Genomic DNA, 16,156 nt, shown 5'->3' on the forward strand with positions numbered 1-16,156 from the left:
CGACTGCTCTCCCGCCGCCTCGCGGTCGTCAGCCCTCCAGCAGCCGCTGGCCCACGTACTCGCCCTCGCCCGGCCCGCCCGGCACCGCGAACAGCCCGCTCGCCTCGTGGCGGATGAAGCGCGAGAGCGCGTCCCCGCGGTCGAGCTTGCGCTGCACCGGTACGAAGCCCTTCTGCGGGTCGGCCTGCCAGGCGATGAAGAGCAGCCCGGCGTCCTCGGCACCGTCCTCGCGGAGCCCGTCGTGGTACGAGAACGGCCGCCGCAGCATCGTGGCGCCGCCGCTGGTCTCCGGCGCGGAGACCCGGGCGTGGGCGTCGAAGGGAATGGCCAGTTCGCCCTCGTCGTTCTGCTTCTCCAGGTCCATCGGCGTCCGCTCCTGCCCGCCGGACAGCGGCGCACCGTCGGACTTCCGGCGCCCGATGACGGCTTCCTGCCGGGCCGTGGACTGCTCGTCCCACTTCTCCAGCAGCATCCGGATGCGGCGAACGACGGCGTACGAGCCGCCCTCCATCCACGCGGGACTGCGGGAGTCGCCGCCGCGCGGCACGAAGACATGGCCGTCGAAGTCCTCGTCCGAGGGGGCCGGGTTGTTGGTGCCGTCGACCTGGCCCATCAGGTTGCGGGTGGTGCGCGGCCGGTCGGTCGCCCCGCGTGCGCGGTTGAAGCCGGACATCTGCCAGCGCTGCCGGGCCGCGTCGCCGACCTCGCGCCGCAGCGCGCGCAGCGCGTGCACGACCACCAGGGCGTCGTCCGCACCGATCTGCACCCACAGGTCACCGCCCGAACGCCCGCTCTCCAGCGCGTCGTTGCTGAACTCCGGCAGCGGTGCGAGCGCGGCCGGGCGCCGGTCGGTGAGCTTGGTGCGGTCGAAGAACCCCGCGCCGAAACCGAAGGTGACGGTCAGCGAGGAGGGGCCCGCGTCCAGGGCGACACCGGTGTCCGCGGCACCGCCGGACGTCACCGGCTCGCCCGCCATCAGCTTCTCCGCCGTGGCCGACCAGCGCCGCAGCAGCGCGGCGGCCTCCTTCGCGCCCGCGCCGGGGGCGAGGTCGAAGGCGAGCAACTGCCCGTGCGCCTGGAGGGGTTCGACGATTCCCGCCTGGTGCGGGCCGCGGAACCCCACCCGGGTGCTGCCCACCGCCGACAGGAGTGTCGGCGGCTCGTCGCGGACCAGCGCCGTCGTCGCGGCGCCGCCCGCCGCGCCGACCACCAGCCCGGTCGCGCCCGCCGCGCCGACGGTGCCGATCAGCCGGCGGCGGGTGAGGCCCGGGATCTCGTTGTCCGGTGCGGGTGCGGGGGGTGTCTCTGCCATGGTGGTGCCTCAGCCGATCTTCACGGTTCTGGTCTCGGTGATCTGGTCGATGTCCGAGGTGCGTACGGTCACGGCGAGCTCCCACTCGCCCGGCCGGGGCAGCTGGACTCCCTCGCTGCTCCAGTGCCGCTCGCTCCCCTCCACCGGCTCGGGGGAGAACTGAAGAGGCCCGATCTCCTCCTTCGCCAGGGTGAGGGAGACCCGTACCTCCTCGGCGTCCACATCCGTGCGGACGTGCAGCACGTTGTCGCCGGTGCGGCCGGGGTCCAGCTCCACCAGCGCCGTGCCCTCGCCGTCTTCGCCTCCGGTGTCGAAGGGGACGGAGAGCTCAACCGGCCGGTCCGGTACGGCCGTTGAGGTGTCGCCGGCACGCGCGGCCGCCTCCGCGGTGCGCCCGGGCTCGGTGCCGGTGAGCACGGTGGTCACCGCCAGCAGCACGGCCGCCACGGCCGCCTCCACGAGTACGCCCCGCCGCAGTCCGGCACGCTCCGGATCGGCGTCCCGCTCCTTGCGGCGCCGCGCCTGTTCCACCGCCGCCGCCTGCCGGGCCAGCTGCGCCGCCCGTACGGGGTCCGCCGCGGGTACGGGGCCCTCCGTCGGTACGGGGTCCGCCGCCGGGCGGTCGCGGTCGCCACCGCCACCGCCGGCGTCGGACCGGCCGTGGTCCTCGCCGCTGCCCCGTTCCCGGCCGTCGTCGTCCCGTTTCCGGCCGTCGTCGGCGGCCTCGGCGTCGGGCCGCGGGTCGGTCTCCGCCGAACCGCCCTGCTCCGCCGCGGAGTTCGCCTCGGATACGGCCCCGGCGCTCGGCCCGGACGGACCGGAGCGCCCGTCCGTCGCGTCGCCGGGCACCTTGGCCAGCGCGGCGACCCAGCGGCGCGAGTACCGGGCGGCGACGAGCAGCACCCCCAGCAGCGCCAGTTTCGCCAGCAGCAGCCGCCCGTACTCCGTACCGGTCAGCGCGGACCAGCTGCCCAGCTGCCGCCACGACTGGTACAGCCCGGTCGCGGCCAGCACCACCACGGCGCCGAACGCCACCGCGGAGAAGCGCCGCACCGCCGCGCGCGGCACCGGCACCTCGCCGCGGTACAGCACGCTCAGCAGCGCCGCGAGCCCGCCCAACCAGACGGCCATCGCCAGCAGATGGACGATCGAGACCGGCACCGCCACCTGTGGCTGCGGCCCGGTCGAGGCGTGCTCGGCCATCGCCCAGGTGGCCGCGACACCGAGCGTCAGCACCGAACCGCCCAGTACGAGGCCGAGGTGCAGATCGCGCTGCTGCCGCTCTCCGCGCTCCCGGGCCCCGCTCCGGTACGACCCGAACAGCACCGCGACGAAGAGCGCCGCCACCGCGCACAGCAGCAGCCGCGAGACCAGCGCCGTACCGGTTCCGGTCTCCACGACCGCCGCCAGCCCGGACAGGTCGAACGCGTCCGGCACCCCGCCTCCGGTGGTGTACGGGTGCCGCAGCAGCAGCGCCAGCAGCGTCGACACCACGAGCGTCAGCCAGCCGCCGACGACCAGCCGCCGCAGCACCGCGGAGCCCGCCCCCTCGCGCCACACCGCGAGCACGAACGCGCAGCCGCCGACCAGCAGCAGGAAGCCGCCGTAGGCGAAGTACCGCGCAGCGTCGTACAGTCCGCCGACCGGGCCGCCGCCGGCCTGCTGCTCCGGCAGCTCGACCGAGGTCTCGGAGGGTGCGCCGATCGAGAAGGTGAAGGCTCCGGACACCGGGTGGCTGTCCGCCGATACGGCCTGCCAGGCCACGGTGTACGTGCCGTCGGCGACGCCGGAGCGCAGACCGACGCCCCAGCGGATCACCGACTCGCTGCACAGGTCCTGCAGTTCACCGGTGTCGACCCGCTCGCCGTCCGGATCGAGGACGCGGATCGAGTCGTCGTTCATCGCGACCTGCTCGGAGAAGGTCAGGGTCACGGTGTCCGGTGCCGATGCCACCACCGCACCCTGCGCCGGATCGCTGCCGGTCAGCGCGGCGTGCGCGGCTGCCTCGGTGGCGGTGCCGAGCACACCGAGCAGGGCCGCGAACACCACTGCCGCGACGGCCGAAAGCCGTGCGAGCAGGGGGCGTTGAGGCGGCCCGGCGGTCGTGCCGACGGCGCGGGGTGCGGTGGCGGTCATCGTTTCTCTCTTCTGCGGCCGGTCAACTCGCGGACAGACAGAGCCTGTTCACTCCGGCCGTGCTCAATGCGCGTGCGGATTGTGGGTCTTGGCCTCGACCGTCATCTCGACGGTGATCGGATCGGAGTCCTCGAACTCCAGCTCCACCTCCACCCGGTCGCCCTCGGACACCTCGCGCTTGAGTCCCATGAACATCAAGTGGTCGCCGCCCCGGCTGAGTTCGAGGCTGCCGCCGGCCGGCACCTCGAAGGACTCGACCTCGCGCATCTTGTTGTCCACGGTCTCGTGCAGCTGGACGTCGTCGGAGAGGTCGCTGGAGACCCCGACGAGAGTGTCGTCCGCGTCGCCCTTGTTCTGCACGGTCAGGAAGCCGCCCGCCATCCTGTCGTTCAGCGGCTCCGGCACGAAGGCGCCGTCGACGGTCAGTTCGGGCCGGGCCGAGTCCGCGCCCGAACTGCCCGAGTCCGAACCGGAGTCCGAGTCCCCCGAGCCGCAGCCGGCCAGGAGCAGCGCGCCGAGCGCGAGTGCGGCGGGAAGTGCGGTGCGTCGCATCACGGGGTCTCTCCCTCGACGAGCTTCGGCAGGTCCTCGGTGTACGTCTCCTGGGTCACCTTGTCGGTGTAGAGCACCCGGGCCTTGTCGTCCTTCGGCGAGAAGAACAGCACCTGGGAGCCGTGGTTGGAGACGATCTGGCCCTTCTTGTCCTTGGTGGAGGGCTCGATGGAGATGCCGAGCGTGCGGGCGCCGGCCTGGATGGTGTCGAAGTCACCGGTCAGCCCGACCGAGCCGGGCGCGGCGCTCTTGAGCCACTTGCCGAGCTCCTCGGGGGTGTCCCGGTCGGGGTCGGTGGTCACGAAGACGACCCTGAGCTTCTCCTGGTCCTTCTTCGGCAGCTCGTTCCTGGCGACGGCGATGTTGCTCATCGTCAGCGGGCAGACGTCCGGGCAGTTGGTGTAGCCGAAGTAGATCAGCGTCGGCCGGCCCTTGGTCTCCTCGATGAAGTCGTACTCCTCGCCCTCGGTGTCGGTCAGTACGAGGTCGGGCTTCTCGAACGGGCGGTCCAGGACGGTGGCCTTCTTGGTGCCGCTGTCCTGCGAACCCTCGACGATGGCGTCGCCCTTGTCGCCCGAGTCCTTCCCGGAGCCGGAGTCGGACCCGCAGGCGGTGAGGCCGAGCGCGAGCGCGGCGGCGAGGGCCGCGGCGTACACGCCCCGGCGCGGACGTCGGCCGCGGGGTGGCGCGGCGGTGGTGCGGTGCATGGAAATTCCTTGCTCTGGTGATGACGTGTGGTGTGGGCGCGGCCCGGCGCGAGGCACCGGGGCTCCCATGGATACCGGCGGACACGGCCGCCCTCCGGGACCCGGCCCGCGCGTACCGAACCCGCCCCGCGCACTGCGGAAGGCACCCGGCACACGGGCGGGGTCGGCGTACGGAAGGCACCCGGCGTACGGAAGGCACCCGGCGTACGGGTCGTGCTCGGCGCACGGGACGGGCCGGCGCTGCGGGCGGCGGTCAGTCGGTGGCGTCCCGGCGGCGGCCGGCGAGGACGCCGTAGGCGACGCCGGCGACGCCCAGCGCGATACCGACGCCGCCCAGCACCCGGGCGGTGGTGTCGGTCGTCGAGGTGCTCTCCTGCGCCGAGTCCGTGCCGTCCCGTTCCGCGGCGCTCTCCCGGCCGGCCTTGCCGTCCGAGTCGGCGGACCCGCCGTGCCCGTCGTCCGCGGCCTCGCCGAGGGCGAGGACCGGCGCCGGGAACTCCGGCTCCTGCTCGCCCTCGGGCACCTCGATCCAGCGCACGACCTCCTTGTTGTCGTACGTCTGGAGCGCCTTGAACGCGATCCGGTCGGTGTTGTCGGGCAGCTGGCCGACCGAGACCGGGAAGCGCTGGAAGGTGCCGGGCTCGATCTCGCCGCCGGACCAGGTGATCTTGGTCGGCGCCTCCTCGATCCGGTTGCCGTGCGACTCGATCGGCTTGTCGAGCTTTCCGGTCTCCACCTCGATCTTCCAGCCCGGCACCGGCTCGGGCATGACCGAGGCCATCGGGTGGTCGGTCGGCAGGGTGACCTCCAGCTTCACGGTGGAGGCGTTGTCCCTCTCGTTGGGGACCTTGAAGTTGAGGGTGGCGTAGCCGCCGCCGGGTACCTCGGCCGGATCGACGCTGACATGCGCCAACGCCGGGGTGCCCAGGGCCAGTACGGCGACGGCGGTGGCGCCGCCGACCGCGGCGATGCGTCGGACAGTGGTGTTCATCTGTGGTTTTGTGCCTTCGTGGTCTCGGATGCCGCGCACGGGTCGCGGCGCCGCAGAGGCGGCGCACGACGTGCGGGGACGCGAACGGACGGTCGGAGAACGGCCCGCCGGCACCCCTCGTACGGGGCACGGGCGCTCAGGCCGTGAGGGCGAAGTCCCTCGCGTCCGACGGCGGTCCGCGGCGGCTCAGCGAATGCCGCAGCGCCTCCGTCTCCACCGGTACGGGCGGCCCGACGGCCGCTGCCGGGCGCACCGGCCGGCAGCTTCCGGCGAGTCCGGCGCCGAGCGTCCGCAGCCAGTGCAGCACGTCCCGAAGCGCACGCAGCAGCAGCTCGTCGACGGCGAGCGCGGACAGCCGCACCAGCCGCCACAGCGCCGCCTCGCCGCGGCGCAGCAGCACGCCGGTGACCACGGCGGCGGCCAGGTGGGCCAGCAGCATCGGACTGGTCGCGACGGCGAGCACGGCGTTCAGGGCCGGCGCCGCGGCGTCGGAGACGGCCGGGTCGGCGGGCCCGTGCGAGGCGTGCGCTCCGTGCGAGGCGGTCCCGGCGAGGTGGCCCAGGCCCGCCTCGCTCAGCGAGCGACGGGCGTGGGCGACGGTCAGCGATCCGGCGAGCTGGTCGTTGCACAGCAGCGCCCGCGCCAGCTCGATGATCCGACGGTCCTCGCCGGCCCCGGCCGGCGCCCGTACCGACAGCGTCTGGCCGGCGGCGAAGAGGCCGTGCAGGGCCAGCTGTCCCAGTGCGAGCCCGGCGGCGATGCCGGGGAGGGTGCGTTCGCGGCCGGCCAGCGGGGCGGCCAGGGCGAAGGTCACCAGTGCGGCCAGTCCCAGCGTCCACAGCGGTACCGCGGTGCCGCCGCCGACGGTGTGCGCCGCGGCCGACAACGCCACACAGGCCGCGGTGAAGACCGCGGCCCTCAGCAGTCGCAGATCGGCGCTGGCGCGCACGACGGGCACGTTCATGGCGGCGCCATCTTCTCACCACCGCTTCGCCCGCCACCGCCCGGGCCGCCCGCAGCGGTCCGTCCCGCACCGGGCGTCCGCACTCCCACCGGACCCGCCCCGGTCAGCCCTCCCGCGCGGGTCCGGACGGGCGGGCCTACACGGAGTCGGCGACCGCCGCATCCGCCATCCGGGCGCTTCGGCGGCGGCGGAACGCTTACACCGGGACAACAGGGGCAATAGGTAACGATATGTCGAGCCTCTGTTCGTCCAGTCGCAGCCGGGGGGCTGGAGCATGAGCATCTGGTGGTCGCTGCACCTGCGGCGCGAGGCGGCGAGCGTTCCGCTCGCCCGGCGTCTGCTGCTCGGCGCGATGGAGACGGCGGGGGTGGAGGACGAAATCGCCCACGATCTCTCCCTCGCCCTGTCCGAGGCGTGCGCCAACGCGGTCGAGCACGGGGGCGAGCCCGGCCACTCGGACCAGTATCGGGTGACGGCCTTCCTCGACGGGGACATGTGCCGGATCGAGGTCACCGACCACGGCCCCGGCTTCCCGCTCCACCAGCGGCGCGAGCTGCCGGGCCCGCCGCCTCCGCTGGAGCTGGAGTGCGGCCGGGGCATGCACCTCATCGAGGCGCTCTGCGATCACGCACGGTTCGGCAACCAGCCCGGTGACGGCGCGGTGGTCAGCTTCGACAAGATCCTCAAGTGGCGCGCCGACGCCCTGCTGCACGCCTCCTGACCCGCTCGGTGCGCGTTGCCCGGGCCCACCGCCCGTGACGGTAACAATCAGTGATGAATCACATGCCGTACGTGGACGTTTCGCTGGGTCGGTGAGTGGTGCTGTGTTACCTTTGGCGGCAGTTGCAGTGTGGTACTCATGAACGTGATGTGCGCCCGATGGGATGTGACCGTCGGGCGTGTCTGTTTTTCCGGGTCTCCCCGGATGGGGCTTGCGGCAACAGGGAGTTCGCAGGGTGCGGATTCCGCAATTTCCCCGTATGGAGGAGATCACTATGGCTACCGGTACCGTGAAGTGGTTCAACTCGGAAAAGGGCTTCGGCTTCATCGCGCAGGACGGCGGCGGCCCCGACGTCTTCGCGCACTACTCGAACATCGCTGCTCAGGGCTTCCGTGAGCTGTTCGAGGGCCAGACCGTGAACTTCGACGTCACGCAGGGCCCGAAGGGCCCGCAGGCGGAGAACATCACCGTCGCCTGAAGTGCCTGAGGCCCCCGAGGCCACGCGCACAGCACGCGTCTGACGCGTCCGGCGGGCCCGCACCCCGAGCGAGGGGTGCGGGCCCGCCGTCGTGTGCGCCCGAGATCGACGTGGAGCCGACGGCACGGGCGGGTACGGCTGTTCCTGCCGGTCGTGGTCGAATCGCCGGCGGACGCGGAACCGCTCCACAGGCCCGTCCCGGGGGACGGCGCGCACGGCGCGGTCCGCGCGAACCCGTATCCCGCACCCGGAGGGCACGATGGCGCAGCAGGTCCACTACGTACGCTTCCAGGGAGTGGAGCCGCATCCGGCAGGCCACCGTCCGGGCATCTTCGTCCTGGTGAACGGATTGTCCCGGGACGGCAGGCTCACCGCGGAGCAGGAGCACTTCAGGCGCACCAGCAACGCCTGGTACGACGCCGCGTACACCAATCCCAGCCATGTCGACACCGCCGTCTACGACCGTGCGGTCAACCCGGGAGCGGTCGCCTGGTTCAGGCACACCTCGCACGAACTCATCGCACGGGTCGAGGGGTACCTCGACATCCTCACCGCGCACTCCGTGCCGTGGGAGCGGCTCTCCTCGGCCGACCCCGGACGGGTCGTGTACGAGGACGAGCACCAGATCGTCGTCGTACCGCACCCGCCCGCGGCCGGCCCCCTCGCCCGGTAGTTCTCGGGGCGCACCGGGGGGCACGGCTCGGCGCGGCTCGGCGTACTCTGCCCGGGGCAGAGTGTGGCCGTGTCGTGAAATCGATCCGTGAAGGTGTGAGGGGTGTGCAACGTCCTGGCAGAGTCGCGTCCGTCGCCTGCGGGGTGGCGCTCGCCGTGGTCGCCGCGGCGGTGACGTTCGGAGTGCTGTCGACGGACGACGCCGACGGCGGTCGGGACGGCACGGGCGGCACCTCGCGCGCGGTCACCGGGGAGGCCCGGGAGGTGCTGGCGCGGATCGAGCAGGCCGGCCTCCCGATCGAGCAGCCGATACTGCACCGCCCGGAGACCGATCCGGACCATCTGCTGGGCGAACAGGACGGCTACCGCAGCAAGTTGAGCTTCGAGGACGGCCGGGTGGACGGCGGCCTGGTCGTCGACAACGATCCGGGCAGCGTCGCGCTGGGCGGCGTCATCGAGGTGTTCGACACTCCTCGCGAGGCACGGACCCGCGCCCAGCAGCTGCAGCGCGACGCGGAGGGCATCCCGACCCGCTCCGAGCGCGCCTACGTACTGCGCGGTGTGCTGCTGCGCCTCTCGCCCTACCTCAGCGAGTACCAGGCGGAGCAGTACCGGCGGGCACTGGACGCCACGCCCGCGCCGAGCGCCTCACCGACCTCGGACGTCCGCGAGGCGTGACCCCGGCCGGGCCCTCGCCTCCACCGGGCCCACCCGGGTACGGCCGCGGGGCCGCGCCGCCCGGGATCAGGAGCGCAGACCGCGGAAGTCGTCGCCGATGGTGAGCGTCAGCACGCCGGGCACGCCGCCGCCGGCCTTGGTGTCCGAGCCCGGCACCCGGCCGCTCAGCACACTGGCGTGGGAGCGCAGGCCCTGCGGGTAGCCGATCGTGGTCCGCTCGGTCGGGGTGGGGGCGTTGCCCGTCGTGGCGACCTGGAAGCCGGCCGCGCGCAGCTGCTCGGCGACCTCCGCCGCCTTCCCGGCCGTGTCGGTGCCGTTGAGCACGTTCACCCGGATCTGGGAGGGGGTGAGGGCCGCGGTCTCCTCGGCGCTCTGCTCCAGCTTCTTCTTGCTGATCGGCTTGTCCTTGGCGAGCGAGGTGAAGAGCGTCTCGGCCTGCGGGTACTGCCAGACGACGTTCGCCTTGTCGGTGGGGACGTCCCGCTCGCGCGGGTAGTTGGGCACGGTCAGGAAGGTGAGCCGCTTGGTCGGGATGCCCTGCACCTCGCGGGCCAGGTCGTAGAGCGGCCGGACACCGGCCAGCTTCGGGTCGGTGGTCAGCGAGCCGGTGAACGCCTCCATGAAGCTGTACATCGCCTTGCCGTTGGTGAGCTTGGACTTCGCCTTCGCGGCGAGCGCGTCCATGAACTCCTGCTGGCGGCCGATGCGGGAGGTGTCGCTGCCGTCGCCGACGCTGTAGCGGGCGCGGACGTAGCCGAGCGCGTCCTCGCCCTTGATGGTCTGGCAGCCCGCGGGGAGCTTGAGGTGGGCCTTCTTGTCGTCGATCGGCTCCTCGAGGCAGACCTCGACGCCGTCGAGCGCGTCGACCATGCCCTTGAAGCCCTGGAAGTCCATCGACATGAAGTGGTCCATCCGCAGCCCGGTGTTGTGCTCGACGGTGCGGATGGTGCAGGCGGCGGCGCCGGCGATGTCGCCGTCCATGCCGCCGATCGCGAACGACTCGTTGATCTTCGAGTGGTGGCTCTTGGAGTCGTTGCCGTTGCCCTTGTCGCAGCTGGGGATCTCGACCCAGGAGTCGCGGGGGAGCGAGACGACGCTGGCCCAGTCGCGGTCCGCGGAGATGTGGACGACCATCAGGGTGTCCGACTGCATGGTCTCGAAGCCCTTGCCGTACTTGCCGTCCGTGCCGTCGCGGCTGTCGGAGCCGACGACGAGGATGTTCTTGGCGCCGGGGCTGAGCGAGACGGGGCGGTTGTCGCCGAGGCGGCCGTCGATGTCGGCCTCGTTGATGTTGCCGTCGAGCTTCTGGTAGATCCAGGTCGCGGCGCCGCCGCCGAGGACCACCAGCACGGCCAGGACGGCGCACGTCCAGGCGACGATCCGGCCGCGGCGCGTGAGGCGGGTCTGCTGGGCACGGCGGCCGCGGCGCGAGCCGGCCGCGGCTCGGCCACTGCCGGCGCCGCCCGTACCGGACTCCGGTCGGGTCGCCCTGCGCTGGCCGCTCTCGGCACGGCGGGGCGCTCGGCGGCGGCCACGGCCCGGCCGTGGACCTTCGCTTATTCCACCCGCGCTCATGCCTGTGCACCTCCAGCCCCGCCAGGGGCACCTGTCGCCTGCTGCCTGCACTGGCGCGTGCGTACGGCGCCCGCCAGGGGGCTGACGGCGTACGCGCGGTGTCGTCGGGGTCATGGATGTGAGCCCGACGAACCGGTGCCAGGGGTCCGCCCGTCCCCTCGCGAACTGCGCGAGGCCGAGTACGGCGAGCTGACAGTACCAATAGCGCAACGATCTACGGGAGCCCCCTATTCAAGGAGTTGACCTGCATGTTGTGACAGTGAACAACACAATGCGGAGGGTGACCGCAATCGCGCAGATAACACCGTTGAGCTCTGCCGAAGTCTTTGCTGCTCCTTTACGATGCTTTTCACCAGGAGCACCACAGTGGGTGCATCCGCGTTCGAAAGGAGTTCCAGACCCATCATGGGCGAACCTCCCAGTACCAGCCGTGCCACACCTCTCCCGAAGCTTCCGGACGGTCCACTCGGACACCGCGGAACGCGGCTCGCGGAACGGGGGTGGCACGGACTCCGGCAGACGTCCTCGCCGCTCCCCCGTCGCAGCGCCGGCCCTTCGCGCGTTCCGGGTGGTGAGCGGTGAACGCCGTTCTGGGTCTGCTCGCGGTTGTCGTGCTCACCGCGGGCACCGGCTATTTCGTTGCTCAGGAATTCGCTTACGTCGCCGCCGACCGGGTCGCGCTCGCGCGTGACGCCGACGCGGGCGACAAGCGCGCCGCACGAGCACTCAAGGTGCTCGGCCGGCTTTCCTTCATGCTTTCCGGCGCACAGCTCGGCATCACCGTCACCGGCCTCATCGTCGGTTTCCTCGCCGAGCCCGCGCTCGCGGAGCTGCTGCGGCCGATGCTCACCGGTATCGGTGTGCCCGACGCGGCGGTGGGCGGCGTGGCGCTGACGCTCGCCTTCGTCTCCGCCACCGCGCTGCAGATGGTGCTCGGCGAACTCGCGCCGAAGAACCTGGCACTGGCGATCCCCGAACGGCTCGCCAAATCGCTGGCGCCCTCCACCCTGGCGTACCTCAAGGTCGCCGGACCGCTGATCCACATCTTCGACAACTCGGCCAACAAGATCCTGCGCAAGGTGGGCATCGAGCCGGTCGAGGAGCTGCACCACGGCGCCACCCTGGAGGAGCTCGGCCACCTCGTGGACACCTCCCACGAGCACGGCCACCTCCCCCAGCACACCGCCGAACTCATCGACCACGTACTGGAGTTCGGCGAGCGCACGGTCGGCGAGACGATGGTCCCGCGGGTGGACGTCGCCTACCTGGCCGCCGCCGCACCGGCCGCGGACGCGGTGGAGCTGATCGCCCGCTACGGCCACTCCACCTACCCCGTGCACGGCGAACGGCCCGACGACATCGTCGGGCTGATCGGCGTCCGGGAGCTGATGCGGGTGGACGCCGACCGGATCGCCGAGGTCACCGCGGGCGAGCTGGCCCGGCCGGCGCTGCTGCTGCCGGAGACCCTTCCGCTGCCCGACGCGGTGCGCCAACTGGAGGAGCAGGGCGACGAGTTCGCGGTCGTGCTGGACGAGCACGGCGGCCTCGCCGGCATCATCACCTTCGAGGACATCGCCGAGGAGCTGGTGGGCGAGATCAACGACGAGTCCGACCGGGTCGTCGAGGTCGCGGTCGCGCTGGGCGACCGCTGGCTGGTGGACGCCCACCGCAGGCTCGACGAGGTGGCCGAGGCCACCGGCGTCGTACTGCCCGAGGACGAGGACTACGACACCGTCGCCGGGTTCGTCATCGACCGACTCGGCCGCTTCCCGACGATCGGTGACCGGCTGAGCGTGGACCTGCCCGAGACCGGTACGGCGGAGATCGAGGTCGTGACGCTCGACCGTCACGTACCGGGCCGGGTGCGGATCGCCACCCACGGCGCACCGGCCGCGCGGGAGGAAGTCGCATGAGCCCTCTGATGGCAACCTTCATCACCCTGCTGCTGCTGGTCGGCAGTGGCTTCTTCGTCGCCGCCGAGTTCGCGCTGGTCGCGGCCAAGCACCACCGCATGGAGCAGGCAGCGGCCGAGAAGAAGCGCGGCGCCAAATCGGCGCTGGCCGGCATGCGGGAGCTCTCGCTGATGCTCGCCGGCGCCCAACTCGGCATCACTGTCTGCACGTTGGGGCTGGGAAGCATCTCCAAGCCGGCGATCTCGCACCAGCTGGACCCGCTGCTGGTCTCGGCCGGACTGCCCACCTCGCTCAGCTATGTGGTCGCGTTCATCCTCGCGATGGTCGTGGTCGTCTTCCTGCACATGGTCCTCGGCGAGATGGCGCCGAAGTCCTGGGCGATCGCCCACCCGGAGAGTTCGGCGATGCTGCTCGCACCGCCGTTCCGCGCGATCACCACCTTCGTGCGTCCGCTGATCTGGGTGCTCAACAAGATCAGCAACGGTCTGGTGCGGATGTGCCGCGTCACCCCCCGCGAGGAGCTGACCTCGGTGCACAACCGGGAGCAGCTGACGCATCTGATCACCGAGTCCTCGCGGCTGGGCCTGATCAGCCGGGACGACTCCACCCTGCTCACCCGCAGCCTCACCGAACCGCAGACCGAGGTCGGCGAGCTGATGGTGGCGGCCGACCGCATCCACTCGGTGGCACCGGACGCGGATGTGGACACGCTGCTCGCCGCGGCGGCCGAGCACGATCTGACCCGGCTGCTGGTGCGCGACGGCGACCGGGTGCTCGGCTCCGTGCACGCCAGGGACGCCATGGTGGCGCGGGCGAGGGGACGGCAGACCACCGCCGGAATGCTCGCCCGGCCGGTGCCCGAGCTCGCGCCCGGCGACACCACCGCGCACGCGATCGAGCAACTGCGTCAGCGCAGGGCCTCGCTCGCGGTCATCCGGGACACCGAGGCCCGACTGGTCGGCCTCATCAGCCTGGACGACCTCATCGTCCGGCTGACCGGCCCGCTGGTCGCCGACCGCGGCACCGGCGCGACCGCGGTGGCGAAGAGCTAGCCGACGCCCGGGCCGGCCGCGGATCCGACCGGCCCGGGCGCGACCGAGGAGCGGACACGAAAGCGTCCTCGTCCCGTGCGTGGGCACGGGACGAGGACGCTTTCTTTCCTCCCCGGGAGAGCGGGGCGGAGCTGTTCCGTTGCGGGTCGACGGGGGCGGGGCGCCCGTCGAGGGGCGTGCGGGTGCGCGACCGTACAGGCGGGGCGCTCGCGGTCGTACGTGCGGCGCGTGCGCACAGGGTCGTACGGGCGGCTCCCGCGCGGTCGGGTGCGGGCCGCGCGTCTACGTGTGGTGTCGGCTCAGCGGGCCGCGGACTCGCCCGCGGGCGGCGGCTTGAGCTGCTGCTCCTCGACCGGCCGGCTCGCCGCGGTGTCCGGCTGGGACTTGGCGGCGCCGACCTCCGACTTGAGGATGCGCAGTGCCTGACCCAGACCGCGTGCCGCTCCCGGCAGCCTGCTGGAGCCGAACACGACAACCGCGACGAGCACCAGCAGAAGCAGGTGCCAGGGGGCGAGTCCGTTGCTTAGCATGCGATCCACTATGCCGGGGGCCGCTGCCGGAGATGGCAAAGCAAACGCATGGAGTTGGAAAAGACCCAGGTAAGTCTTGGCAGCGGGCAGCGGGCAGCGGGCAGCGGGCAGCGGGCAGCGGGCAGCGGGCAGCGGGATGGCTGCGGGCCGTTGGGCTGTGGGGCCCGGCCGGACCGGCGACGGCGAAGGGCCGGGCGCGGAGTCCGTGGCGGCCGAGGCGTCCGCGGACTCGCGCCCGGCCCTTCGGAGCCGGGGAGCGGGAGGGTCAGCCCTTCAGCCGGGCCATCCACTCCTCCACGTCCTGCGAGCGGCGCGGGAGGCCGTCGGACATGTTGCGGTTGCCGTCCTCCGTCACGAGGATGTCGTCCTCGATCCGCACGCCGATGCCGCGGTACTCCTCGGGGACCGTCAGATCGTCCGGCTGGAAGTAGAGGCCGGGCTCGACCGTCAGGCACATGCCGGGCTCAAGCGTTCCGTCCGCGTAGGTCTCGCGCCGGGCCACGGCGCAGTCGTGGACGTCCATGCCGAGCATGTGGCCGGTGCCGTGCAGCGACCAGCGCCGCTGGAGACCCAGCTCCAGCACCCGCTCCACCGGGCCCTCCAACAGGCCCCACTCCACCAGGCGTTCGGCGAGCACGCGCTGCGAGGCGTGGTGGAAGTCCAGGTACTTCGCGCCGGGCCGGACGGCCGCGATGCCCGCCTCCTGCGCGTCGTACACCGCGTCGTAGATCTTGCGCTGGAGGTCGTTGAAACGGCCGTTGATCGGCATGGTGCGGGTGACGTCCGCCGTGTAGAGGCTGTGCGTCTCCACTCCGGCGTCCAGCAGCAGCAGCTCGCCGGAGCGCACCGCGCCGTCGTTGCGCACCCAGTGCAGGGTGGTGGCGTGCGGACCGGCGGCGCAGATCGAGCCGTAGCCGATGTCGTTGCCCTCGACGCGGGCACGGAGGAAGAAGGTGCCCTCGATGTACCGCTCGGAGGTGGCCTCCGCCCGGTCCAGCACCTTCACGACGTCCTCGAAGCCGCGCACCGTGGAGTCCACGGCCTTCTGCAGCTCGGCGACCTCGAAGGCGTCCTTGACCAGCCGCATCTCGGAGAGGAAGCCGCGCAGCTCCTCGTCGCCGTCGGCGGTCGCGCTGTCGGCCAGGGCCGCTTCGACACCGGCGTCGTGGCCGCGCACCGCCCGGACCGGCCCGGCGGCGGCGCCCAGCTTTCCGGTGAGTTCGCGGACGTCGGAGCAGGGGATGCCGTAGAGCTGCTCGGCCTCGGCCAGGCTGTGGCGGCGGCCGACCCACAGCTCGCCCTGGCCGTCCAGCCAGAACTCGCCGTTCTCCCGGTCGGAGCGCGGCAGCAGGTAGAGCGTGGCGTCGTGCCCCGGGCCGCCGTCCCGCGGCTCCAGCACCAGAACGCCGTTCTCGGTCTGGTCACCGGTGAGGTAGGTGTACTCGACCGAGGAGCGGAACGGGTACTCCGTGTCGTTGGAACGGGTCTTGAGGTTGCCCGCGGGGATCACGAGGCGCTCGCCGGGGAACTGGGCGGAGAGCTTCGCGCGGCGTTCGGCGGTCTGCCCGGCCTGCTCGATCGGTTCGAGGCCGTGCAGCTCGGTGTCCGCCCACCCCGAGCGCATGTTCTCCGCGAGCTCGTCGGAAACGCCCCCGTACAGGCCGTTCTTCCGCTGTTTGATCGGCTGCTCGTCTGCCGGGGTCTCCGGTGACTGCTGCTCGGCCACGTCGCTGCCTCCTTGCGTACGGACTGGGACCGCTGCCCATCGTACGAGCGTTCCCGCGAAGCTCTCCCTGCCGCGGGCGCCCCGCCGTCGCGGCGTGCGGCGGCGCCGCGCTCGCCGTCGGGGGCAACCCCCGTCCGCGGGCGCGGCGT

Annotated in this window: 15 protein-coding genes; 6 read left to right on the forward strand and 9 right to left on the reverse strand. The window is 72.3% G+C overall.

Translation table 11 applies throughout. The annotated features are described in order from the left end of the window. Window positions 1-28: 28 nt before the first annotated feature. The 6 genes from efeB to MTQ01_RS01435 form a co-directional block, all read right to left on the reverse strand. The gene (gene efeB / locus MTQ01_RS01410; protein WP_247486447.1) at window positions 29-1,312 is read right to left on the reverse strand and encodes an iron uptake transporter deferrochelatase/peroxidase subunit; all 1,284 of its coding nucleotides are present in this window, start codon (window positions 1,310-1,312) and stop codon (window positions 29-31) included. 9 nt (window positions 1,313-1,321) lie between these two features. Then, complete coding sequence (locus tag MTQ01_RS01415; protein ID WP_247486448.1) at window positions 1,322-3,448, reverse strand: copper resistance CopC/CopD family protein; 2,127 nt, start codon at window positions 3,446-3,448, stop codon at window positions 1,322-1,324. A 63-nt stretch (window positions 3,449-3,511) separates the two neighbouring features. Continuing rightward, the gene (locus MTQ01_RS01420) at window positions 3,512-4,000 is read right to left on the reverse strand and encodes a copper chaperone PCu(A)C (RefSeq protein WP_247486449.1); all 489 of its coding nucleotides are present in this window, start codon (window positions 3,998-4,000) and stop codon (window positions 3,512-3,514) included. Further along, window positions 4,000-4,707, reverse strand: coding sequence for an SCO family protein (locus MTQ01_RS01425; RefSeq protein WP_247486450.1), 708 nt, complete (start codon window positions 4,705-4,707; stop codon window positions 4,000-4,002). Before MTQ01_RS01425 ends, MTQ01_RS01420 begins: the two co-directional genes overlap by 1 nt. A 253-nt stretch (window positions 4,708-4,960) precedes the next feature. Continuing rightward, window positions 4,961-5,698, reverse strand: coding sequence for a YcnI family protein (locus MTQ01_RS01430; protein WP_247486451.1), 738 nt, complete (start codon window positions 5,696-5,698; stop codon window positions 4,961-4,963). Window positions 5,699-5,834: 136 nt separating this feature from the next. Further along, on the reverse strand, window positions 5,835-6,662 hold the full coding sequence (locus MTQ01_RS01435) for a hypothetical protein (protein ID WP_247486452.1): 828 nt from the start codon (window positions 6,660-6,662) through the stop codon (window positions 5,835-5,837). A 274-nt stretch (window positions 6,663-6,936) separates the two neighbouring features. Here MTQ01_RS01435 and MTQ01_RS01440 point away from each other — a divergent pair, with 274 nt between their 5' ends. The 4 genes from MTQ01_RS01440 (at window position 6,937) to MTQ01_RS01455 (ending at window position 9,211) form a co-directional block, all read left to right on the forward strand. Next, the gene (locus MTQ01_RS01440; RefSeq protein WP_247486453.1) at window positions 6,937-7,383 is read left to right on the forward strand and encodes an ATP-binding protein; all 447 of its coding nucleotides are present in this window, start codon (window positions 6,937-6,939) and stop codon (window positions 7,381-7,383) included. Between the two features lie 274 nt (window positions 7,384-7,657). Next, complete coding sequence (locus MTQ01_RS01445) at window positions 7,658-7,861, forward strand: cold-shock protein (RefSeq protein WP_247486454.1); 204 nt, start codon at window positions 7,658-7,660, stop codon at window positions 7,859-7,861. A 259-nt stretch (window positions 7,862-8,120) separates the two neighbouring features. Next, window positions 8,121-8,534, forward strand: coding sequence for a hypothetical protein (locus MTQ01_RS01450; RefSeq protein WP_247486455.1), 414 nt, complete (start codon window positions 8,121-8,123; stop codon window positions 8,532-8,534). A gap of 104 nt (window positions 8,535-8,638) precedes the next feature. Continuing rightward, window positions 8,639-9,211, forward strand: coding sequence for a hypothetical protein (locus MTQ01_RS01455; protein ID WP_247486456.1), 573 nt, complete (start codon window positions 8,639-8,641; stop codon window positions 9,209-9,211). 66 nt (window positions 9,212-9,277) lie between these two features. Here the strand turns inward: MTQ01_RS01455 and MTQ01_RS01460 are convergent, their stop codons facing one another. Then, complete coding sequence (locus tag MTQ01_RS01460) at window positions 9,278-10,786, reverse strand: LCP family protein (RefSeq protein WP_247486457.1); 1,509 nt, start codon at window positions 10,784-10,786, stop codon at window positions 9,278-9,280. A 578-nt stretch (window positions 10,787-11,364) separates the two neighbouring features. Between MTQ01_RS01460 and MTQ01_RS01465 the strand changes: the two genes are divergently transcribed. Further along, the gene (locus tag MTQ01_RS01465; protein ID WP_247486458.1) at window positions 11,365-12,699 is read left to right on the forward strand and encodes a hemolysin family protein; all 1,335 of its coding nucleotides are present in this window, start codon (window positions 11,365-11,367) and stop codon (window positions 12,697-12,699) included. Further along, a complete protein-coding gene (locus MTQ01_RS01470; RefSeq protein ID WP_247486459.1) occupies window positions 12,696-13,751 on the forward strand; it encodes a hemolysin family protein in 1,056 nt (351 codons plus the stop codon). Before MTQ01_RS01465 ends, MTQ01_RS01470 begins: the two co-directional genes overlap by 4 nt. A gap of 299 nt (window positions 13,752-14,050) precedes the next feature. Here the strand turns inward: MTQ01_RS01470 and MTQ01_RS01475 are convergent, their stop codons facing one another. Both MTQ01_RS01475 and MTQ01_RS01480 read right to left on the reverse strand, forming a co-directional pair. Then, the gene (locus tag MTQ01_RS01475) at window positions 14,051-14,281 is read right to left on the reverse strand and encodes a twin-arginine translocase TatA/TatE family subunit (RefSeq protein WP_247486460.1); all 231 of its coding nucleotides are present in this window, start codon (window positions 14,279-14,281) and stop codon (window positions 14,051-14,053) included. A 265-nt stretch (window positions 14,282-14,546) separates the two neighbouring features. Beyond that, complete coding sequence (locus tag MTQ01_RS01480; protein ID WP_247486461.1) at window positions 14,547-16,007, reverse strand: aminopeptidase P family protein; 1,461 nt, start codon at window positions 16,005-16,007, stop codon at window positions 14,547-14,549. Between the last annotated feature and the right edge of the window lie 149 nt (window positions 16,008-16,156).

The sequence above is a fragment of the Streptomyces sp. XM4193 genome (assembly GCF_023072595.1).
GTDB lineage: Bacteria > Actinomycetota > Actinomycetes > Streptomycetales > Streptomycetaceae > Streptomyces.